20 protein-coding genes and 1 pseudogene are annotated in these 21,258 nt (G+C 63.4%); 9 read left to right on the plus strand and 12 right to left on the minus strand.

The window, feature by feature from the left end; genetic code table 11:
• Positions 1 to 341, minus strand: a pseudogene (locus tag FQP90_RS11760) (sulfonate ABC transporter substrate-binding protein); the annotation flags it as partial.
• A gap of 395 nt (positions 342 to 736) precedes the next feature.
• Here FQP90_RS11760 and FQP90_RS11765 point away from each other — a divergent pair.
• A complete protein-coding gene (locus FQP90_RS11765; protein WP_144650426.1) occupies positions 737 to 1,378 on the plus strand; it encodes a hypothetical protein in 642 nt (213 codons plus the stop codon).
• Between the two features lie 15 nt (positions 1,379 to 1,393).
• Here FQP90_RS11765 and mmuM read toward each other — a convergent pair whose 3' ends face one another.
• The 6 genes from mmuM to FQP90_RS11795 form a co-directional block, all read right to left on the minus strand.
• Positions 1,394 to 2,347, minus strand: a complete 954-nt coding sequence (gene mmuM / locus FQP90_RS11770) for a homocysteine S-methyltransferase (protein WP_144650429.1) — start codon at positions 2,345 to 2,347, stop codon at positions 1,394 to 1,396.
• Between the two features lie 97 nt (positions 2,348 to 2,444).
• Positions 2,445 to 3,863, minus strand: a complete 1,419-nt coding sequence (locus tag FQP90_RS11775) for a sulfate adenylyltransferase subunit 1 (protein ID WP_144650432.1) — start codon at positions 3,861 to 3,863, stop codon at positions 2,445 to 2,447.
• Complete coding sequence (gene cysD, locus FQP90_RS11780; protein WP_434371210.1) at positions 3,864 to 4,910, minus strand: sulfate adenylyltransferase subunit CysD; 1,047 nt, start codon at positions 4,908 to 4,910, stop codon at positions 3,864 to 3,866.
• Positions 4,907 to 5,659 (minus strand): phosphoadenylyl-sulfate reductase, encoded by a 753-nt coding sequence (locus FQP90_RS11785; RefSeq protein ID WP_144650435.1) that lies wholly within the window; start codon positions 5,657 to 5,659, stop codon positions 4,907 to 4,909. The genes cysD and FQP90_RS11785 overlap by 4 nt, the downstream gene beginning before the upstream one ends.
• On the minus strand, positions 5,656 to 7,398 hold the full coding sequence (locus FQP90_RS11790) for a nitrite/sulfite reductase (RefSeq protein ID WP_144650438.1): 1,743 nt from the start codon (positions 7,396 to 7,398) through the stop codon (positions 5,656 to 5,658). The genes FQP90_RS11785 and FQP90_RS11790 overlap by 4 nt, the downstream gene beginning before the upstream one ends.
• Positions 7,399 to 7,551: 153 nt before the next feature.
• Positions 7,552 to 8,319: a sirohydrochlorin chelatase gene (locus tag FQP90_RS11795; protein ID WP_144650441.1), complete on the minus strand. Its 768-nt coding sequence runs from the start codon at positions 8,317 to 8,319 to the stop codon at positions 7,552 to 7,554.
• Here FQP90_RS11795 and FQP90_RS11800 point away from each other — a divergent pair, their 5' ends adjacent.
• From FQP90_RS11800 to FQP90_RS23825, 4 genes are all read left to right on the plus strand, one after another.
• Complete coding sequence (locus tag FQP90_RS11800) at positions 8,320 to 8,991, plus strand: trimeric intracellular cation channel family protein (protein ID WP_144650444.1); 672 nt, start codon at positions 8,320 to 8,322, stop codon at positions 8,989 to 8,991. It begins immediately after the preceding gene.
• 13 nt (positions 8,992 to 9,004) lie between these two features.
• Positions 9,005 to 9,427, plus strand: coding sequence for a hypothetical protein (locus FQP90_RS11805; protein WP_144650446.1), 423 nt, complete (start codon positions 9,005 to 9,007; stop codon positions 9,425 to 9,427).
• A 388-nt stretch (positions 9,428 to 9,815) separates the two neighbouring features.
• On the plus strand, positions 9,816 to 10,343 hold the full coding sequence (locus FQP90_RS23820; protein ID WP_306439407.1) for a type IV toxin-antitoxin system AbiEi family antitoxin domain-containing protein: 528 nt from the start codon (positions 9,816 to 9,818) through the stop codon (positions 10,341 to 10,343).
• Positions 10,344 to 10,397: 54 nt separating this feature from the next.
• Positions 10,398 to 10,685: a DUF559 domain-containing protein gene (locus tag FQP90_RS23825; protein ID WP_306439409.1), complete on the plus strand. Its 288-nt coding sequence runs from the start codon at positions 10,398 to 10,400 to the stop codon at positions 10,683 to 10,685.
• Between the two features lie 124 nt (positions 10,686 to 10,809).
• On the opposite strand, the gene FQP90_RS11815 is transcribed toward FQP90_RS23825, so the two are convergent.
• Genes FQP90_RS11815 through FQP90_RS11825 form a run of 3 tightly spaced genes read right to left on the minus strand, consistent with a single transcriptional unit; the run spans position 10,810 to position 14,056 of the window.
• Complete coding sequence (locus tag FQP90_RS11815; protein ID WP_144650449.1) at positions 10,810 to 11,913, minus strand: polyprenyl synthetase family protein; 1,104 nt, start codon at positions 11,911 to 11,913, stop codon at positions 10,810 to 10,812.
• 9 nt (positions 11,914 to 11,922) lie between these two features.
• Entirely contained in the window at positions 11,923 to 13,266 is a 1,344-nt protein-coding gene (locus FQP90_RS11820) for a geranylgeranyl reductase family protein (protein ID WP_144650452.1), read from the minus strand.
• 28 nt (positions 13,267 to 13,294) lie between these two features.
• Positions 13,295 to 14,056, minus strand: coding sequence for a demethylmenaquinone methyltransferase (locus FQP90_RS11825; protein WP_090817170.1), 762 nt, complete (start codon positions 14,054 to 14,056; stop codon positions 13,295 to 13,297).
• Positions 14,057 to 14,147: 91 nt separating this feature from the next.
• Between FQP90_RS11825 and FQP90_RS11830 the strand changes: the two genes are divergently transcribed.
• From FQP90_RS11830 to FQP90_RS11845, 4 genes are all read left to right on the plus strand, one after another.
• Positions 14,148 to 15,503: an isochorismate synthase gene (locus FQP90_RS11830; protein WP_144650454.1), complete on the plus strand. Its 1,356-nt coding sequence runs from the start codon at positions 14,148 to 14,150 to the stop codon at positions 15,501 to 15,503.
• Between the two features lie 158 nt (positions 15,504 to 15,661).
• Positions 15,662 to 16,459 carry an ABC transporter substrate-binding protein gene (locus tag FQP90_RS11835; RefSeq protein WP_144650456.1) on the plus strand — a complete coding sequence of 266 codons (798 nt, stop codon included), beginning with the start codon at positions 15,662 to 15,664 and terminating at the stop codon, positions 16,457 to 16,459.
• Between the two features lie 104 nt (positions 16,460 to 16,563).
• Positions 16,564 to 17,355 carry an amino acid ABC transporter permease gene (locus FQP90_RS11840; RefSeq protein WP_144650459.1) on the plus strand — a complete coding sequence of 264 codons (792 nt, stop codon included), beginning with the start codon at positions 16,564 to 16,566 and terminating at the stop codon, positions 17,353 to 17,355.
• 10 nt (positions 17,356 to 17,365) lie between these two features.
• A complete protein-coding gene (locus FQP90_RS11845) occupies positions 17,366 to 18,154 on the plus strand; it encodes an amino acid ABC transporter ATP-binding protein (protein ID WP_144650462.1) in 789 nt (262 codons plus the stop codon).
• Between the two features lie 91 nt (positions 18,155 to 18,245).
• Here the strand turns inward: FQP90_RS11845 and FQP90_RS11850 are convergent, their stop codons facing one another.
• Together FQP90_RS11850 and menD are read right to left on the minus strand one after the other, a co-directional pair.
• Positions 18,246 to 19,199 (minus strand): hypothetical protein, encoded by a 954-nt coding sequence (locus tag FQP90_RS11850; RefSeq protein WP_144650465.1) that lies wholly within the window; start codon positions 19,197 to 19,199, stop codon positions 18,246 to 18,248.
• A 194-nt stretch (positions 19,200 to 19,393) separates the two neighbouring features.
• On the minus strand, positions 19,394 to 21,103 hold the full coding sequence (gene menD, locus FQP90_RS11855; protein WP_144650468.1) for a 2-succinyl-5-enolpyruvyl-6-hydroxy-3-cyclohexene-1-carboxylic-acid synthase: 1,710 nt from the start codon (positions 21,101 to 21,103) through the stop codon (positions 19,394 to 19,396).
• Between the last annotated feature and the right edge of the window lie 155 nt (positions 21,104 to 21,258).

The following is a 21,258-nucleotide window of genomic DNA, read 5'->3' on the forward strand; positions in this document are numbered from 1 at the left end:
GCGGCGGGGCCGGCGTTGAAGACCTGGGTGCTGAGTTTGGTGTCGCCGAGTTCCTTGGCGATCAGGCCCTTGCTGGTACCTACCAGCGCCGGGCCGTGGGTGACGTTGCTGAAGTAGCCGAGCTTGAGCTCAGCTGCAGGCGACGTAGTGGGAGCGGGGGCGGCCTGGTTGTTCTGCGAAACAGCGGAAGCAACTGCGGCGCCTGCACCGATCAGCAGCACCAGGCCGACGGCCAGGGCGATCTCAACTGTGCGGCGGCGCTTGGGCTTGGGGGCGGTCTCACCAGCGACGATGCGGGTGGTACCGGAACCGGGTTTCTGTGACTCGGGAGTGTTCGACATGAGGGTGGGTCCTTATGAATGTGGGATGCGAAGTGGGGGGCGAGGATCAGGCCCCGTGACATCGCCCGTCGAGGGCAGACAAGGACCATTCCGGAGAGGTCATACATTCACAGTAGGGACTGTCATATTTCGGCTTCAATCCCGTAGAAATCAGGGTTCACGCAGGTTCACGTGGCGTCATATTCGCCGCGGGAACCATCGCCCCGATTCTGCTGGATCATTCCGACCCGCCCCTCCAAAGATCCCGCCGGCCCGCCGTCCTCCGGCGATCCAGAAGGAATGAGCCAGCAAAATGGAACAACCCCGCTTGCCTCGTCATGAATCCCAGTCCTCCAACACTGAAATGTCAGTGGGTGGATGGACACTCTGGGAAACGACAGCAGAGGGAGAACTCGATGTTTGTATGCGATTGCGGCCGCACTCCGCCGGAAGGATACGAGTACTGCGGCTGCGGCCAGCCAGTCCCGCACGTCAATGACGAGTCGATCGGCTCGGACTATGCGATAACCATGGGCGACAACACTGGTGGCATCCAGGCTGGCAGGGACTTCATCGCAGACCGGGTCATCATCGGAAAAGACCCCTCGGACCCGTTCGATCTTCGAATGCCCATTGAACGCACATCGAAGAAAAAGAGCGTACTTCCGGACAATTGGCTGGCGGCCGTCGCTGCTGTCTGTACCATCTTGTCCTTTGTGATTTCTGCGATTCTTCCGCCATCAATTCGAAGCGGATGGTTCCTCCCCCTGACAGTGTTCGGCCTGCTGGGCGGTTTCATGCTGCTCGGCTGGGCGTATTTCCGCCTTGTGTTTATGCCGGGTCAGGTCATAGTTAGCCCTTTTGGAACTTACGAAAAGAGCTACGACGGGACGGTCTACGCAACACAGGTCAAGGGCGAGTGCCCTTGGTGTTCCTCGAATGGTCGACACTCACGCATGTCGCTCCGGTCAATCGAAAAGGTTCCTATGTGGGTGTGCGACGAATTTCCATCGCATCACAGCGCACCGTTTGATCCGTCCACCGTGGAGCCCCTGTAGTCCTTGTCTGCAGGTTCACGCAGGGTCACCTGGCGCCATATTCGCTGCGAGGGCTTCAATGTCGCGTGGGGTTGTACGGCAGCAGCCACCTATGAGACGGCCTCCCAGGCCCCGCCATTCAGCCGCGTTTCCAGCCAACGTTCCAATGCCCTGAACACCCTCCGACGGGCTCCAGGTTTTGGTCACGGCATCGTATGTTTCGCCCGAATTCGGGTAGGCCACCAGCGGCTTGTCGGAGGACTCTTGCAGGGTGCCCAGCGCGTCCGTCACCAGGTCCAGCGGCACACAATTAACCCCGACGGCGGCCACGCGCGGTTCCGCGCGCAGCAGCGCAGCGACGTCCGCAAGGGGCGTTCCATCACTGATGTGGCCGCTGTCCCGCAGCGTAAACGTAAACCATGATTCGACGTCGAACTCCGCCACCAGCGCCAACAGCGCCTCTGCTTCGGCGAACGACGGCAGCGTCTCGCACGCCAGGAAATCCGCGCCGGCCTCCACCAGCGCGGCAATGCGAGGAAGGTGGAAGTCCCGGAATTCTGCGGCAGAAAGCGTGTAATCACCGCGGTACTCGGAGCCATCGGCAAGGTAGGCGCCATAGGGCCCCACCGACCCAGCCACCAACAGCGGGCCACTCGCAGAGCCAGCCGCAAGAGATTCCCGGCGCGCCTCGTCTGCCAGCCGCACGCTCAACGCCACGAGTTCCAGCGACTCCTCAGCACCAAGCCCACGCCGGGCAAACCCCTGCGGAGTCGCCTGGTAACTGGCCGTGATGGCCACGGAGGCACCGGCCTCGAAGTAGTCGCGGTGGACCTGCTTGATCAGGTGGGGCTGCTCCAGCAGGACCTTGGCCGACCACAACGGATCCTCAAGATCGCAGCCGTGGGCTTCGAGTTCCGTAGCTAACGCTCCGTCCAGAACCAGGTCCTTACCGGAGTCCAGGAGTGTGGTGAATGCGGTGTTGTGTGGCATGCGGCCTTCCAAAAAGAAAACCGCAGCTTGTTCGCTGATCCCGCCGTACAACGTGAGGAGTCGCGAACAAGCTGCGGTTTTGTGACTAGGTGTGACCCTAGATGACGTAACGTTCGTCTTCGTGGTCGCCCGGGTGGTCCTTAACCAAGCCGGCAGCAAGGGTGTTGCCGTCGATGGGGTCGATCACCAGGAATGCGCCGGTGCGGCGGTGGTGGAGGTAATTCTCCAGCGGCAGCGGAGCAGACAACCGGAGCTGTGCGTGTCCGATGTCGTTGAGCTCCAGGTTGGATGCCGGCTCCACGTTGAACGTCGCCAGATCCAGCTTTCCGGTGACATTGCGGACCAGGGCCTGGACGGTGCGTGTACCGTGCTTCACCATGACTTTCTGCCCTTCACGCAAAGGCTTGGGCGAGAGCCAAGCCAGTGACGCGTACAGGTCGGCCGTGCTTTCGCGGACCGTTCCGGCAGCAGCAATGGTGTCGCCGCGGGCGATGTCGATCTCGTCAGCCAAGCGGACAGCCACCGACTGCGGAGCGGCAGCTTCCTCCAACGACTGGCCGGCAAAGTCGATGCCAACCACGGTGGTGGTCCGCGGTTCGTGCCCAGGGCTGATGACGGACACTTCGTCGCCAACCTTCACGGAACCCTCAGTGATCTGGCCAGCGTAGGCGCGGTAATCGCGGTATGCCTCGACATCGAGTCCGGCAGCAACAGCATCCGGAGCCAGGGCGCCCTGCGGGCGGATCACCAGCTGGACCGGGAAGCGGAAGCTTTCCAGCTCGGCCTCCAGCTCGTCAGCCGCCGGGAGCGTTTCGAGGACTTCAAGCAATGCCGGACCGGTGTACCAAGGTGTGCGCTCGGAGCGGTCCACCACGTTGTCGCCATCCAAGGCGGACACGGGGACCACGAAAAGATCTGCAACTCCGCCAGCATGTGAATCTTCACGACCAAGACCCAGCTCGCGTGCAACCTTCTGCACGTCCGCTTCGATGTCGCGGAACACCTGCTCGCTGAAGTCCACCAGGTCGATCTTGTTGACGGCAACGATCACGTGGGCAACACGCAGCAGCTGCAATACGGACAGGTGCCGGCGGGTCTGCTCCAGCACACCCTTGCGGGCGTCAATGAGTACGACGACGGCATCCGCAGTGGACGCACCGGTCACCGTGTTCTTGGTGTACTGAACGTGGCCGGGGCAGTCCGCCAGGATGAAGCTGCGGCGGTCCGTTGCGAAGTAGCGGTAGGCGACGTCGATGGTGATGCCCTGTTCGCGCTCGGCACGGAGGCCGTCGGTCAGGAGGGCGAGGTCGATCCCACCCTTTTCGCCGCCGAAGCCGCGATCCGCGGAGGTGCGGGCAACGGCGTCGAGCGTGTCAGCAAGAATTGCCTTGGAATCGTGAAGGAGGCGGCCCACCAAAGTGGACTTGCCGTCGTCGACCGATCCGGCAGTGGCAAAACGGAACAGGGTTGTGGGCAGGGCTGTTTCCAGCCCGGCAGCCAGTGTTTCGGTGCTCATTTAGAAGTAGCCGTCCTTCTTGCGGTCTTCCATGGCGGCCTCGGAGATGCGGTCATCTGCTCGGGTGGCGCCACGTTCGGTCAGGGTGGAGGCAGCGACTTCAACTACGACGTCGGCCACGGTACGGGCATCGGACTCGACTGCACCGGTGCAGGACATGTCGCCCACCGTGCGGTAGCGCACCAGCTTGGTGATGACTTCCTCGTGCGGCAGCGGCTGGGAAACCTCGCCCACTGCACGCCACATGCCGTCGCGGGCAAAGACCTCACGGTCGTGGGCGTAGTACAGGCTGGGGAGCTCGATGTTCTCGCGCTCGATGTAGCGCCAGATGTCCAGCTCGGTCCAGTTGCTGATGGGGAACGCACGGACGTGCTGGCCCACCGTGTGGCGGCCGTTGTACAGGTTCCACAACTCGGGGCGTTGGTTGCGCGGATCCCACTGGCCGAATTCGTCACGGAGGCTCAGGATGCGCTCCTTGGCGCGGGCCTTGTCCTCGTCACGACGACCGCCGCCGAACACGGCGTCGAACTTGTTGCGCTGGATCGCGTCCAGGAGCGGAACGGTCTGCAACGGGTTGCGGGTGCCGTCGGCGCGCTCGGCCAGTTCGCCGCGGTCGATGAATTCCTGCACCGAGCCGACAACCAGCTTCAGGCCCAGGCGCTCAACAGTTCGGTCGCGGAAGTCGATGACCTCCGGGAAGTTGTGTCCGGTATCGACGTGCAGGACCGGGAACGGAACTTTGCCCGGCCAGAAGGCCTTGGTGGCGAGGTGGAGCATGACCACGGAGTCCTTGCCGCCTGAGAACAGCAGCGCAGGCTTCTCGAACTCGGCAACGACCTCGCGGATGATGTGGATTGCCTCGGACTCGAGGGTGTCCAGAGACGAAAGGCGAGTCGACTGCAGAGCCGAAGCAGCAGATGCCGCCCCGGGAGTGGCATCGGGCCTGTCGTAGCTGGACGCAATGCTGCTTGCAGCATTGCCGTCCAGCGAAGGGGCGGGGGCGGCATCTGCTGCGTAGGCGTCCGCTGACGTTGTTTGAGTGCTCATGTGTGTAGTCCGCATTCTGTCTTGTCGGATCCAGCCCAGCGGCCGGCGCGGGGATCTTCGCCCGGGGCCACTTTGCGGGTGCAGGGCTGGCAGCCGATGGACGGGTAGCCCTGGCTCAGGAGGGGGTTGACGGGAAGGATGTTGTCCTCGGAGTACTCGATCAGCTGATCGAAGGTCCAGTCCACCATCGGGTTCACCTTGACCAAGCCGAAGCCCTCATCCCAGGTGATCACGGGCGTGTTGGTGCGGGTGGGTCCTTCGTCGCGGCGAACACCGGTGAACCACACCTCGTAGCCTGCCAGCGAGCGACGCAGGGGCTGGACCTTGCGGAGCGCGCAGCACTGGGCGGGGTCGCGGGCGAACAGGTCCTTACCCAGCAGGCGGTCCTGCTGTTCCACAGTGTTCTCCGGAAGGACATCCACCACGTTGACGCGCAGGTTCGCAGCAACTTCGTCTCGGGTCTCGTACGTTTCCTTGAAGTGGTAGCCGGTCTCGAGGAACAAAACGTCGACGCCGGGAAGCTGGTCCGCCACCAAGGCCGGAAGGACGGCGTCGGCCATGGAGCAGGCCACTGTCACAGTGGGCAATTCGAAGTTGCGCGCCACCCACGCGATGACGTCCCGTGTCGGGGCGTTCCAGCCGAGCTCAGCGGCTCCGGCTTCAGCCAGTGCCTTGAGCTCTTCGTGTGAACGCAGGGCCGGACGGGCTGCTGCGCTGGCGAGGTCGGTAATGGTGACGGGATCTGTCATTGGAGATCTCCTTCATCTGCGGAGTGTGCCCACTCAGCGAAGGTCTGGCCCTCGGCGCCCACGGCGACGAACTTGCGGACGACGCGCTCCACATAATCGGGCAGGTCTTCCACCGTGACTTTGAGGCCGCGGACCGTCCGTCCCAAACCGGCTTCCTCACGCTCGTTGTTAGCCAGCCCGCCACCGAGGTGGACCTGGAAACCCGGGGTGGGGTCGCCGTCGGGCGTTGGCAGCATCATGCCCTTCAGGCCGATGTCGGCCGTCTGGATACGTGCGCAGGAGTTCGGGCAGCCGTTGATGTGGAGGGACAGTGCCGACGGCAGCTGCTTGGTCTCCACAAGGTCGGCCAAACGGCGTTCCAACTCGGCGATAGCGGTAGCTGCCGTGACCTTGGTTTCCACGATGGCCAGCTTGCAGAACTCAATGCCTGTGCAGGCGATGGTGCCGCGGCGGAACACGGACGGTCGGGCGGAGAGGCCCAGCGTGTCCAGCTCAGCAATCAGCGGCTCCACCTTATCCTTGGCAACGTCCAGGATGACGAGCTTCTGGTGAGGAGTGGTGCGCAGGCGGTAGCTGCCGTGCTTCTCCAGCGTGTCAGCAAGCGTGACCAGTGCCTCGCCGGATGTACGCCCCACTGTGGGAGTGACGCCGATGAAGAACTTGCCGTCCTTCTGCTCGTGCACACCGATGTGATCGCCGGGCGAAGTGGGCTTCGGAGCCGCAGGGCCGTCCGGAAGCTTGAAGCCGAGGTATTCGTCTTCGAGGATCTGGCGGAATTTGGCCGGGCCCCAGTCGTTCATGAGGAACTTCAGGCGGGCCTTGGTGCGCATGCGCCGGTAGCCGTAGTCGCGGAAGATGCTGGTGACGCCCAGCCATACTTCAGCGGCCACATCGGCGGAGACGAACACACCCAGGCGTTCGGCCAGGCGCGGGTTGGTGGACAGGCCGCCGCCCACCCAGAGGTCATAGCCGGCACCGAGTTCGGGGTGGACAACGCCAACCAGGGCGAAGTCGTTGATCTCGTGGACCACGTCCTGCGACGGGTGGCCCGTGATGGCCGTCTTGTACTTACGCGGCAGGTTGGCCAACTCAGGGTCGCCGATGAACCGCTCGGCGAGCTCGTGGATGAGCGGCGTGGGATCGATGATCTCATCCTTGGCGATGCCCGCAACCGGGGAGCCGAGGATGACGCGCGGAACGTCGCCGCACGCTTCAGTGGTGGAGAGGCCAATGGATTCGAGGCGGCGCCAGATTTCCGGCACGTCTTCAACGCGGATCCAGTGCAACTGGATGTTCTGGCGGTCCGTGAGGTCAGCTGAGCCGCGAGCGAAGTCCACGGAGATCTGGCCGATGACCCGCAGCTGCTCCGTGGTCAATGCACCGCCGTCGATCCGGACGCGCAGCATGAAGTACTTGTCTTCAAGCTCGTGCGGTTCAAGCGTTGCGGTCTTGCCGCCGTCGATCCCGGGCTTGCGCTGGGTGTAGAGGCCCCACCAGCGGAAACGGCCGTGGAGGTCGGTGCCGTCGATCGAGTCGAAGCCTTCTTTGGAGTAGACAGACTCAATGCGCTCCCGGACGTTCAGCCCGTTGTCGTCCTGCTTCCAGGTCTCGTTGGCATTGAGTGGGGTGGTGCCGTCAACCTTCCACTGGCCATGGGGCTTGGCGGCAGGGCGGGTGCGTGCTGGGCGCGAAGGGACTGCGGTGTCCGCGGACGCACCGGCTACAGCTGTATCTGTCATAACTCGACTGTAGGTCTGGCCAGATTTCGCCAGCAAAGGTCCGGAAATGCTAAGTCACCTAGGGAAACATTTCGTCACGAACACGCCAGCGGCCTTGTCCGGAGGGCCCGTTTTGTGCAGGTCCTTTTGAGCACTTTTCCGCACAGATAAAGGTTAGGAGAGCCTTTCCAACACTGAGTCGTACCGTTCCAGCGCGATCTCGGCGAGCACCGTCGACGGCAGCAAAGGAGCCGACACAATGTCCGCCCCTGCCTTGGCCAATTGGTCATGGAAATAGCCAGTCGCGAGCAGGTACGAGGAGATGAAGACCCTTCCTGTTCTCCCTTCCGCGGCGAGCTCCGCACGCAAGGAGGCAACGCCGTCGGGCACTGTTGGTTGGGCGCTGGCGCCATAGGCCACCCGCACCTTGTTCGGCAGCAGCTCTGCGAGCAATCTCGCCTGCTCTTCCGAATCCACCGAACCGTCCGGAAGGGAGGACCCCGCGGCAGCCAACAGCACGCCGTCGTTCTCGGTCAGCCCAGCGGCTCGTAAGTGAGTGGCCAGCAGCTCAGCCAGTCGCGGATCCGGGCCCAGCGGCCTGGCGGCCACCACCTCGTTCCGGCTCTTGATCGCCTTGGGTACGTCCACTTTGATGTGGAAGCCGGTGGACAGCAAAAGCGGCACGACGACGGCGTCCGTCCCCTCGGGCAGGCCCTCCACCACGCCTGACAACTCGGGCTCCTGCACATCGACGTAGGCCTCAAGCACCTGAAGGCCTGGACGGAGGGCTTCGATGTCAGCCATCACCTGGCGGATGGCAGCTTGGCCTTCGGCATTGCGGGTTCCGTGGGCGCACGCGATCAAAACGGGGCTGTTCATGGGAGCTAGCGTAACGTTGAGCCAGCATCTGTTGAGAGCCGCACCCAGAAAGAACCCGTCCACTTGATTTCCATCGACATCGTCCTTCTGTGGCTTGACCTGGTCGGCGTGTTCTTCTTCGCGGTCTCAGGGTCGCTGCTGGCGGCCCGCAAACAGTTCGACATTGTGGGTTCGGTGCTTCTCGCATCCATCGTCGCCTTGGGCGGCGGTGTGATCCGCGACATCATCATCAACGCAGGGCCTCCCATCGCGTTCACGAACCCTGCGTATCTTGCCCCGCCGCTGTTGGCCGCGATGCTGGTCTACTTCCTGTTCTCGTCAGTCCAGCGCTTCACCTCCTTGCTGACCCTGTTCGACGCCGGCGGGTTGGCGTTGTTCTGCATCACGGGGACTTTGAAGGCGCTCACCGCTGGGGTCAACCCGGTGTCCGCCATTCTGCTGGGTGTCACCACTGCTGTGGGTGGCGGGTTGCTGCGCGACATTACGGCGAACGAAATTCCCACCCTCTTCAATGCCCGCGACCTCTATGCCTTGCCTGCCTTTGTTGGCGCGGGACTCACCACCCTTTTATGGCACTTAGGTACTTTCACCGGGCTGACAGCGTGCATTATTGCCGGGGTGGTGTTCGCCTTCCGTGTCACCGCATGGCGACGCAGCTGGCACGTGCCGCTCGCGGTCCGTGGTTGGCACCGGCCCGGCAGTGGAACAGGCGCAATTTCGGGTGCCCGGGATTAGCTAGGATAAGAGCATGACTGACATGTTCCTCGAGAAGTTCCGCGCGCTGGTCCCAAAGTATCTCGAGGATGAATGGCAGGAAGAAGACGGCCTTACGCCCGACGAACTGGACGACGCCCTCGCTGATCACTCCTTCACCATCCCCCTGGTTCTGCGCGAGTTCTACCTTGCCCTCGGCGGTTGCGAAGACCTCATGGAGGCCTACCACTACTTCTGGGACCCCGAGGAACTCGAAGTAGATGACGAAGGCTTCCTCATGTTCCTGGAGGACGAGGACGAACAGTTCACCTGGGGCTTCCGCACCGCCGACCTCGGCATCCCGGACCCCATCGTCTGGCGCCGCAACAATGCGCGCGGCCAGTGGAAGAGCGAGGAAGGCACGTTCTCCGAGTTCGTCTTCGACATGTTCGAGTGGGCGTTCAACGACGAAGACTAAGTCCCCCGGGCGGCCCCCGTGGCTTCCTGACCTTCTTTGAACGACACGCAGCCCTTATGCAACCTTTATTGATTGCATAAGGGCTGTTTCGCGTTGAAAGAAGGTCACAAAGCCACAGGTTTCCGGGCTTAAACGGAATGGCCCCGGCTCGCTGCAACGTTACGAGTCATACGCTGCACCGAACCGGGACCACAATCTCCGTTCGCATCAGACCCACCGGAGGCATTTAGTGGATCCGTGAATAGCTTATGACAATCCTGTCACAAGCGCAACTCCTAGCGTCAATGAAAATTCAAAGATCCCGTGGCGCCTTTACGGCACGGTGTAGTTATCCACATAGGCCGAAAAGTAAGCTCCGGAGAGTCCCCAACGCCGCAACCATGACCTGATGGACCTCACCCAATTCCTTCGATCCAGACTTGGCGCGGCCAGAACCGCAGACTTGAAGCGTGCCGGGTTCTCTGAACGAACACTGGCATCGGCGTTGAGCAACGGGGTGATCACCAGACTGCAGCGAGGCGTCTACGTCACCAAAGGAGCAGACCCCGACGTCGTAACCGCCTTTCGCGCGAATGGCCGCCTGACTTGCATCTCGGCAGCGAGGTTCTACGGCCTTTGGGTACTTCGCGAACCAGAAACTCTGCACCTGAGCTGCGGCAACGGTCTGCCCAAACCGCGGGTTGTTGACCACGCCTGTATGACGCATCCCCCGCATCCCTATCTACCCGTTGCGGGCGTGGCTGACGTTCTCATGCACGCCCTTCGGTGCCGGCCAGAGCTGGAGTCCCTGGTCATGGTCCAGAGTGCTGTGAGCCAGGCGCTGCTCAGCCCGGATTACCTAACGTCCAAACTGCCGGGTCCCCGCAACGGCCGGGCGCGGACTGTTGTGGGGTTGGTCCTTCCCAGGGCAGATTAATTGCTGGAAGTTTTGGCTCATGTCCACTTCACCAGGGCAGGACTCAGGGTGAAGATGCACGTGCAGCTACCCGGAGTTGGTGAAGTCGACTGCCTGATCAACGATTGCCTGGTGATCGAGTTGGACGGTGGTACCCACGTGGAAGGCAGGCAAGTCAAGAAGGACCAGTACCGGAACAACGCCAGCATGCGTGGCGGGCTGCTGGTTCTTCGGTATTACTACTCCGACGTCGTCCACCATCCGGGGAGGATGGTGGACGAAGTGCTCATCGTTCTGGGCAACAGGGAAGCCGGGCACTTCGGACCGTCCCGGTGGACGCCAAAGTGGGTTCCGGCGTCGTGATTCGAGCGGCTGCCGTGGCGACCCGAGCTACTTTGGAACGAGAACGGCCGCTTTGCAACCCGAAAAGGGTGCATAGCGGCCGTCAAGCGCCTAAACCGGGTCAGGAAGCTACGCCAAGGAAGACTTAGCTGCTGCGGTCCACCACGGCGTGGGCAAAGTTGGTCAGCGAGGCCTTCACAACCCCCTCGGGCAACGGGGCCAAAGCGGCAACGGCTTCGGCGGACCACTGGCGGGCGATCTTCCAGGACTCGTCAGTGACGGCGTGCTCGCGCAGACCCGCAACGGCCTCAGCGAGGGCCTCGTCCGAGGACAGATCCCCATCCACGAGTTCCAGGAGCGAAATCGCCGAGGCATCCCCGGCTGCAGCATCGCGGCGAAGCAGCAGTACGGGCAGCGTGGGAACACCTTCGCGGAGGTCGGTGCCCGGGGATTTGCCGGACTTGACCTTCACACCGGTGACATCGATGACGTCGTCGGCAAGTTGGAACGCCACGCCAACCTTCTCGCCGTACTCCACCAGCACATCCTCAAACTCCGGATCCGCCCCGGCAAAGATCGCACCGAGCTGCCCCGAAGCTGCAACCAACGAGCCGGTCTTGTCAGCAATCACGGACAGGTAATGCTCCACGGGATCTTCGTCTTCGCGCGGTCCCACGGTTTCGTGGAGCTGGCCAAGGCACAGGCGTTCGAAGGTGCGGGCCTGGATGCCGAGTGCGCGGGAGCCGAGTTCGGACACCAGGATCGATGCGCGGGCGAAGATCAGATCACCCGTGAGGATGGCCACCGAGTTTCCCCACACTTCGTGTGCCGTGGGAGCACCGCGCCGGAAGGGAGCCGAGTCCATCACGTCATCGTGATAGAGCGTCGCAAGGTGGGTCAGCTCAACAACCACGGCAGCCTGGACAACCTCAGGGCGTGAAGCATCGCCAAGGTGCGCACACAGTAGGGTGAGCAGCGGACGGATGCGCTTGCCACCGGCTTCCACCAGGTGGCGCGACGTCGCGTCAGCCAGCGGGTCCGAGTTGGAGATGGCTTCGCGAAGCTTCTTCTCCACCCGGGCAAGGTTGGTGGTGATGGCCGGGCCGAGTTCCACGTCGCCTGCAATGGCGGCAAATCCGGCGGGCAGCTGGAGTCCCGTGGCAATCGCGGTGGTGTTGGGAGCAGGCTCAACAGTCTGCGGCAGGCCGTGCCCGGCATGCGTCCAGCTGTGTTCGGCAGAGTTGGTCACGGGTTAACCCTAACTAGTTGTTGCGGAAACCGCGGTGTCGGAGCCGGCTGCGGTCAAAGCGCCAGGCGAAGAAGTGTTGGACGTTGCCGGAACCAGCATCTCGAGGACGCGGATCACCCGGTCTTCGAAGCCCTTCGCGGACGGATCCGTGAGGTTCGCCAGCATGCGGACCACAAAGCGCATCAGCACGGGAATGGGCATGCCCGTCCGGAGTGCAAGCTTCATCACGGCCGGCTTACCAATCAACGCGGCAAATGCCCGTCCCAGGGTAAAGTGCGAACCCCATTGGTCCCGCACATAGTCCGCGTACCGCGAAAGGTGCGCGTCGGCGTCGTCGGCGGTCCAACCGGCTGAAGCCGAACGGGAGGAGGCGTCGATGATGAACTCTGCGGCGAATCGGGCCGATTCCATCGCGTAGGAGATGCCCTCACCGTTGAACGGGGACACCATGCCGCCGGCGTCGCCCAGCAGAAGCAGTCCGGGCGAGTAATGCGGTGTGCGGTTGAAGCCCATGGGCAGTGCCGCGCCACGGATCTCCCCCACCTGGTTTTCAGGCGTGAAACCCCACTCCGAGGGCATACCGGCGGTCCATTCGCGGAGGACCTGCTTGTAGTCGAGCTTGCCGAATTCCTTGGACGAGTTCAGGATGCCGAGGCCCACGTTGGACGTGCCGTCTCCGACGCCGAACACCCAGCCATAGCCGGGCAGCGGCTTGCCGGACTTGCCGGGAAGTTCCAGCCAGCCTTCCATCCAGTCGTCGTCGTGCCTCGGCGATGTGAAGTAGGTGCGGACGGCGACGCCCAGCGGACGGTCGTCACGCTTGTGCATGCCCAGCGACACCGCGGTTCGGGTCGAGTTGCCGTCGGCAGCGAGCACGACGTCGGCATGAAAGTCGCGCGTTTCGCCCGTCTTGCGTCCGGACTCGTCAAGGATGGAAGCCCGGGCGCCGATGACACGTCCGTCCTCGGCCTGCAGCGCGGACGTGACACTGTGGCGTTCAAGGACGACGGCGCCTGCGGACTGGGCGTGACGGGCAAGGTCCTCGTCGAAACCGAGACGAGTGCGGATCAGGCCGTACGTCGGAAAGTCGGCAACCTCGGGCCACGGCAACTCAATGGTCCGGCCGCCGGCGATGAGGCGCAGTCCCTTGTTCCGGCGCCACCCCTCCTCAACAGAGTGCGGGAGGCCGAGCTTCTGGATCTCGCGGACCGCGCGCGGAGTCAGTCCATCGCCGCAGACCTTTTCGCGGGGAAAGGAGGTCTTTTCCAGAACCGTGACATCAATGCCCGCCTGGGCGAGGTAATACGCGGCGGTGGACCCGGCAGGGCCCGCGCCAACAATCAGTACTTTCACGTCGTCCTAAATCAGCAGGCAGTACGAGTCAGCCGGCCTGGTGGCGCGGCTTGATCTGGCGGCGCAACTTGGCCACGGGAACGCTTTCGCGGTGCTCGGCGGGCTTCTGCGCACGGTGCACGGCAACGATGCCGCCACTGAGGTTGCGGTAGGTGATGTCGGTCCAGCCGGCATCGCTGAGCCACTGCGCCAGATGGTCCTGGTCAGGCCAGGCGCGGATGGACTCGGCGAGGTACACGTAGGCGTCCGGGTTGGAGGAAACCTTGGTGGCGATGGCCGGGAGCGCACGCATCAGGTACTCGGTATAGAGATTGCGCCACAGCGGAACTACGGGGTGGGAGAACTCGGCGATGACCAGGCGACCGCCGGGCTTGGTGACGCGCAGCATTTCCTCGAGGGCCTTGCGGGGCTCCACGACGTTGCGCAGGCCAAAGGAAATGGTGGAAGCGTCGAAGCTGTTGTCAGCGAACGGCAGGTTGGTGGCATCCCCGGCAATGAAGTCAATGTCCGGGCGGCGGCGCTTGCCCACCTTGAGCATGCCCAGGGAGAAGTCGCACGCAACAACGTCCACGCCTGCATCGGCATACGGTTCGCTTGACGTGCCGGTTCCGGCGGCGAGGTCAAGGACCTTCTGGCCCACCTTGACATCCATGGCGTCCACCACGATCCGGCGCCAACGCCGGGTCTGCCCCATGGACAGCACATCGTTGACGACGTCGTATTTTGGGGCGACATCATCAAACATCGTCGCAACTTCGTCCGGACGCTTTTCCAAGGATGCTCGGTTCACCCTGTAATTGTCTCAGACATTCAGCCGACTTTGCTGCGCTGTAGAAGAAGGGGCCGGTTCTGCCCGCACCCGGGAGTACTGTAGTTCCATCATGACGAGCACGCTCCGTACCTTGACAGTCCCCCTCGATGTTGAATCATCCCCAGGGGGGCTGCCGTCGTTTCTGGTCCGGGACGACGTCCTTTGCTGGTCACGACGCGAAGCCGGCCTGGTTGGCTACGGCGAGCTGACGCGTTTTAACGCCACGGGCCCAGAGCGTTTCCTCGAGGCCGACATCTGGTGGCGGCACCTCATTCTTGAGGCGGAAATCACGGACCATGTTGAGCTCCCGGGCACCGGCCCCGTTGCTTTCGGCTCCTTCGCCTTCTCCAAGACGTCCCCGCACGTTTCCCGCCTGATCCTTCCGGAGCTGGTGGTCGGTATCCGCGACGGACGCGCCTGGGCAACACAGTTGACGTTCGACGACCGTCCCCTCACCGAGGCGGGCGTCCTCGCGTCCGTGGAGCGCTGGCTTACCGAGCCCGAGCCTAACGGCGACGGTTCAGCCGCAGAAGGGTCCGACGTCGGGCTGTCACCTGAGGTCGTTTCGCAGGACGGCGGGTCCGGTCACCTCAGCCATGGCTCCCTGAGCGAAGCCAACTGGATGAAGGCTGTTGCCGATGGAGTGGAGGAAATCCGCGCCGGCAAGCTGGAGAAGCTGGTGCTGGCGCGCGACGTCGTGGCCACCCTCCCGGACGGAGTCAACGCTGCGGAGGTACTTCGCCAGCTCGCCGCCAGGTATCGCGAGTGCTGGACGTATGGCGTTGATGGCCTGGTTGGCGCCACGCCGGAGATGCTGATCCAGGTGGAGGGCAGGACCGCGCAAGCGCGTGTGCTGGCCGGAACTTTGGACCGCAGGGATGCCGAGGGCGTGGACGACTCCCCCATGGCCTACGCCGAGCGGGTTTTGGCCGGGTCCGAGAAGCAACGCCACGAGCACGAGATTGCGATCGATTCCCTGACGCGTCAGTTGGCTCCGTTCTCCGAGGCCATGAATTCGCACAGCGAACCGTTCATTCTGGAACTGCCCAATGTGTGGCATCTCGCCTCGGATGTGAAGGCTGAGCTGGCGGATATCGAGGGCCATGTCCCCACCTGCCTGGCTTTGATCAACGCGCTCCATCCCACAGCTGCAGTCTGCGGAACACCCACACTGGTGGCCGGTGCCTTGATCCGGAAACTCGAGCATCTGGACCGCGGACCGTATGCCGGCCCGGTGGGTTGGCTCGATGCCGCAGGCAACGGCGAGTGGGGCATCGCGCTCCGCGGCGCAGTGATCGAAGATGCCAACACGGTGCGCCTGTACGCGGGTTGCGGCATTGTGGAGGGCTCCCAGCCGGAGGCCGAATTGGCCGAAACATGGGCCAAGTTCAGGCCGATGCTTGAGGCTCTCGGCATTAAGCGCTGAATCTGGGATTCCAGACTGATACTCCTTTTGAGTGCTTGATTAATGGGTAAAGTAGTTATCCAATAGTGAAACTTCGTTTCCTGTGATGCACATCTCACGTTCGGCGCTACACTAAAACCGACTCAGTTCAGCATCCACTGCAACAAAAGGTAAACAACATGCAGATCTCCCGTTCGGTTATGTCCGGCACCAAGATTGCCGCCGTGCTCGCCGCCGGCGCACTGGCCCTCACCGCCTGCGGTGGCTCGTCCACCCCGGCCGCGTCGGGTGACTCGGGCCTGAAGCTCATCAACGCCGGCAAGCTCACGGTGTGCTCCGATGTTCCTTACGAGCCCTTCGAATTCCAGAAGGACGGCAAGATTGTCGGCTTCGACATGGACATCGCTGCCGAGCTCGCCAAGGACGTCAAGGCTGAACTCAATGTGGTGGACAGCTCCTTCGAAGCCATCGAGACCGGCACCGCACTGACCGGTTGCGACGTCTCCATCTCCTCCATCTCCATCACCGACGTCCGCAAGAACGTCATGGACTTCTCCACTCCGTACTTGGACGACGACCTGACCCTCGTGGCCACGTCTGCCTCCGGCATCAGCAACATCGACGGCGCCAAGGGCAAGAAGGTGGGCGTCCAGCAGGCCACCACCGGAGCCCAGTACGCCAAGGACAAGGGAATCGACGCACAGCAGTTCGAAGATTCCGGCCTCCTGGTCCAGGCCCTCAAGGCCGGCACCATTGACGCCGCCATCGGCAACCAGTCCGTCCTGGGCTACGCCATCAAGGACGACTCCAACCTCAAGCGCGTTGAAGACTACGCAACGGGCGAGAAGCTGGGCATCTCCATCAAGAAGGGCAACACCGCCATGGCCGATGCCGTGAACGCAACCCTGAAGCGCATCACCGACGACGGCTCACTGAAGAAGTTCGAGACCACCTGGTTCGGCGAAGCCACGAAGTAGTCCGAGCCCCGGCTCCCCCGAGATCCACGCAGGCGGGCCCCGAAACGAACTGTTGAGGCAGTCCTTTCGGGGCCCCACCTGCGCAACATGAATGTGAGAACACCATGGCAATGACTGCACGTCAACGAGCCAAAGTCAGTTTGTACGTCCAGGCCGGAATCTTCGTTGTGGCCGTGGCCGCAGTGATCATTGCCGTGGACTGGAAGACGGTTGGCACCAGCGTCTTCAACTTCGCCAAGATCGGCCCGATGTTCCCGGACATCTTCCTGGTGGGCCTCAAGAACACCCTCATTTATACGGCCCTGGGCTTTGTGGTGGGCTTGTCCGGCGGCCTCCTGCTCGCGCTGATGAAGCTCTCCTCGTTCCCGCTGTACCGCTGGCTCGCCACTGGATACATCGAGTTCTTCCGAGGCGTTCCTGCCCTTCTGGTCTTCATCGCTTTCGGCTACGGCGTTCCCCTGGCCTTCGGAATCCAGTGGGACGTCAACATCATCGTGATGGTGTCGCTGGGTATGGTGGCTGCGGCCTACATCGCTGAAACCCTGCGTGCAGGCCTCCAGGCTGTGCCCAAGGGACAGATGGAAGCCGCCCGTTCGCTGGGCATGCCGCACTGGCGGGCCATGGTGTCCATCGTCATCCCCCAGGCTTTCAAGATCGTCCTGCCGCCGCTGACCAACGAGATCATCCTGCTCACCAAGGACTCCTCGCTGATCTACGTCCTGGGCCTCACCGCGTCCCAGTACGAGCTCACCAAGTTTGGCCGCGACGGCATCTCCAGCCTGGGCGCAGGCCTCACCCCGCTGCTCGTGGCCGGCGCCTTCTACCTGGTCATCACCATCCCGTTGAGCCTTCTGGCACGGAAGTTCGAAAGCCGCTCCGCGCGGACGAAGCGATAGGCAGGCAGTCATGAACGACGTCGTAAACAGCACCGTTCGCGCCGCGGGCGTAAACATCAAGGACCTGCGTAAGTCCTACGGCAACAACGAAGTACTCAAGGGCATCTCGCTGACCGTTGAACCGGGACAGGTGGTCTGCCTGATCGGGCCCTCGGGCTCCGGAAAGTCCACCCTCCTGCGCTGCGTAAACCTGCTGGAGCAGCCGAACGCGGGCACCATCAACGTAGGGAAGTTCGAGGCCACAGACCCCGACGTAGACCTCAACCGGATGCGCCAGAGCGTTGGAATGGTGTTCCAGCACTTCAACCTGTTCCCGCACCTCAGCGTCCTGGACAACTGCACCATCTCCCAGATGAAGGTGCTCAAGCGGTCCAAGTCCGAGGCCGGCGACGTGGCACGACGCAACCTGGAACGCGTGGGCCTGGGTCACCTGGCGGACCGCTTCCCGGACCAGCTCTCCGGCGGCCAGCAGCAGCGCGTGGCCATCGCCCGTGCACTGTCCATGGACCCGCAGCTGATGCTCTTCGATGAGCCCACGTCGGCCCTCGACCCCGAAACCGTGGGCGACGTCCTGGCCGTCATGCGCAAGCTGGCACAGGAAGGCATGACCATGCTGGTGGTGACCCACGAGATGGGCTTCGCCCGCGAAGTTGCCGACCGCGTGGTCTTCATGGACGCCGGCGTTGTGGTGGAGGAAGGGCCGGCTGAGAATGTCATCAGCGCCCCCACCCAGCCCCGCACCAAGGAATTCCTGCGGCGAGTCCTGGACCCGACGCACATCGGCGTCGAGGAAGCGTAGCTTTTCGCTGGCGCCGCGCATATTGATTGGCGCCGCAGAAACGGGAGGGCGACACCCACATTTGGGTGTCGCCCTCCCGTTTCCGGTTCGCCTACGAATTTGGGTGGCGCGCAGATGCACGACGGCGGCGGGGAACCCCTGCTGCCTCCAGCGCCCGTTCCAGCTTGCCCACCGTCAGGTCGCTCCACACCAGCCGGAACACTCTTCGGCCGGTGGCGCGTATGGCGTCTTCGCGGGCCTTTTCTTCGATCACTACCTGGGAAGGCGTACGTCCCTGCAAGTACTCCGGCTTCATGTACTTTTCGCGGCCATCGAACTCTCCAACCAGCCCGGCCCTCCCCCAGAAGTAGTCCGTGTACACCGTTCCCCTGGTGGTGTTCACCGCATACTGCAGCTGAGGCATCTCGAATCCGAGGACGTGCATCAGGGCACGGGCGTAGGACTCTCCTGCTGAACCAGAGTTTCCGGCACCAAAATTCGCCGCCGCAGTGATTCGCCTGACCGCTGCTTTGGAGTACGTCGCGCTGATGCCGTCCAGGAGTTGCTCCTTGCTCACAGGCTGGGAGTTTCGCTTTCTGTTCAGCAGGAAATCCACCGGGACGACGGCCTCGGCAAACGGAACCGACGCTGCGATGTCCAACACCGTTCGGACCCTGTCCGTGACCAAGAATCCTTTGACCTCCTGGGCCCGTTCGCTTCCTGCGGCTACTAAGTGGCGTCTCACCCCCGCACGCGAACGGCCTCCTCCGGCGTAAGTGGTCAGAGCATGAACAGGCTGACGGCGAAGGATAGTGGGAATGCCGTGAATCGACGCCGCCGAGTGATGCGAGAAGATGGTCGGAGCCGCTAAGCACTCGGCTGCCGCTTCTACGTTCAGGGCGTACCGTTCCCAGCTCTCCAACTGCTGCCATTGAGGGGCATCGACGTAGACACCGTGCCTGATGCGGACGAGCTTTCCGGCCTTCGCATCCATGGACAGCTGCCTGGAATCGCCTCCGAGGATGGACAGGTCCTTGGCGAGAATGAGTTTGGGTAGCCTTCGCATTGCAACAGTCTCTGCCGAAGGCTGCTGCGTTTCGAGAGGAGAGTTGGCCTATGTGGACAGTCCACCGCGGGCCACGCACACTCCTCCGTGCCCAGGAAACGGGCTACCGACACCCAAATTTGGGCGGCACTGGCCCGTTTCCGTGGCCCGCGTCGGTTTCCGTGGCACAGGTGCGCGGCGCAACGCGGCGGTGACTAGCCGGCCGTCAAGACCTGGCCCACTGCGGCGTTGATGGCTGCCTTGATCCGTGCATGGAGCGCCCGCAGGCCCGCCCGGTCCACGCGCACCTCCACAATGGTGCGTCCCTTCAGGGGCGACTTGAGTGCGTTGGCGAGTTCCGCCGTCGTACTTACCGCTTGGTGTCCGACGCCGTACGCTGCAGCGAGTGCCGCGATGTCCACTGAGTGCGGGGTACCAAAGAGGCGTTCGACGGCGGTCCCGTAGGTGCCCGAGTCTTCCACGGCACCGTGTTCCAAGAGCGCGAAGATGGCACCCCCGGAGTCGTTGAGGACCACGATGCGGAGGTCCGGAACTGGCTCGCCGTGGCCCAGGAGCAGGCCACCGGCGTCGTGCAGGAAGGTGACATCGCCCAAGAGGACCGTCGTTTCACGTCCGCTGCCCAAAGCAATTCCGGTGGCTGTGGCGATGGTGCCGTCAATTCCGGCCAAGCCTCGGTTGGCGTACACCGTGGCGATGGGTTCGGTGTGCGGTTGGCCGGCGAGATCCACATCGCGAATGCCGTTGGAAGAACCGAGGACCAGCTGCCCACGGGCATGTTCCCAGACAGTCGCACCCACGGACGGACCGTTGGCAACGTCCTCCCCCGCCAGCACTCCGTCGAGGCCGTGCTGGGCGGCGGCGCCAGCGAGGAGCCAGGAGTCCAGCCACTCCGCAGATCCGCGTCCCGCGAAATCGGCGAGTTGCGGGAGGGTTTCGATGGGGATTTCGCGGCGTCGGCCAGCCTCGTACCAAGCGACCGGGACGGGCTGATAGATGGCTGATTCCACCGACTCCCGTGCCAGGAGCGACGCCACCGGGCGGGACAGCGTTGCCCGGCCGAACAGGACCACGCGCTCGATGGGCGACGGAGAACCCGGACCGAAGTGCTCTAGCAACACCCGGTACGGGCCAACCGCGTTGGGTCCGAAGCGTGCGTTGGAGGACGGCTCTGCGAGCAGGGGAAGGCCGTGGGCGCGGGCGAAGGCTTCGGCCACCGGTCCGGCGTCATGGCCAGCGAGGACAACGGTCCGTCGCTCGGCGAGTTCGTTGGATGGTGCCGGGAGATCCAAAGCCTGGGGACCGGCGTCGTAATGGAACACGCCGTGTCCCGCAGCGGCCGGAAGGGCGTCGCCGTCAGCAGGTACCAGCGGATCGCGGAAGGCGAGGTTCACTTGGACGGGACCTGGCGGCGTGTCTTCAAGGGCGCCGGTGGCGGCGTACAGCGCAGTGGCAACAGCCTTTTGCGGATGGTCACCGGCAGGGACGTCGACGGCGAAGCGTACGTGATCGCCGAAGAGGTCCAGTTGGATGGTGGTCTGGTTCGCCCCGGTTCCGAGGAGTTCTTCGGGCCGGTCCGCGGAGATCACCACCACGGGAACGGCTGAGTGATTGGCTTCCATGACGGCGGGAAGCAGGTTGCCAACAGCCGTACCGGACGTGGTCACTACGGCCACGGGAGCCTCGGTGGAGAGTGCAAGGCCCAAAGCCGTGAACCCGGCATCCCGTTCGTCGATCCGTACGTGCAGGTGGACGCGCCCCGCAGCTTCAGCTTCGGCCAAGGCGTAGGCCACGGGCGCCGACCGCGAACCCGGCGCCACCACCACGTGCCGCACACCGCCGTCGAGCAGTGCCGTCACGGCAATCCGGGCGGCGGCGATGGATGTCAGAGAGTCCTGTGAAGTCACCGCTCCAGTCTATTGGCGCCCGCCGGCCCCCAACGCTCTCTCACATCCCACCCCCACACCACGGACCCTCACTCACATCCCACCCCCACACCACGGACCCTCACTCACATCCCACCCCCAGCAAGCGGGACGTGAGAGAGCGTCAGGGCCAAACC

This window comes from Paenarthrobacter nitroguajacolicus (assembly GCF_007786235.1).
In the GTDB taxonomy this organism is placed as follows: domain Bacteria; phylum Actinomycetota; class Actinomycetes; order Actinomycetales; family Micrococcaceae; genus Arthrobacter; species Arthrobacter nitroguajacolicus_A.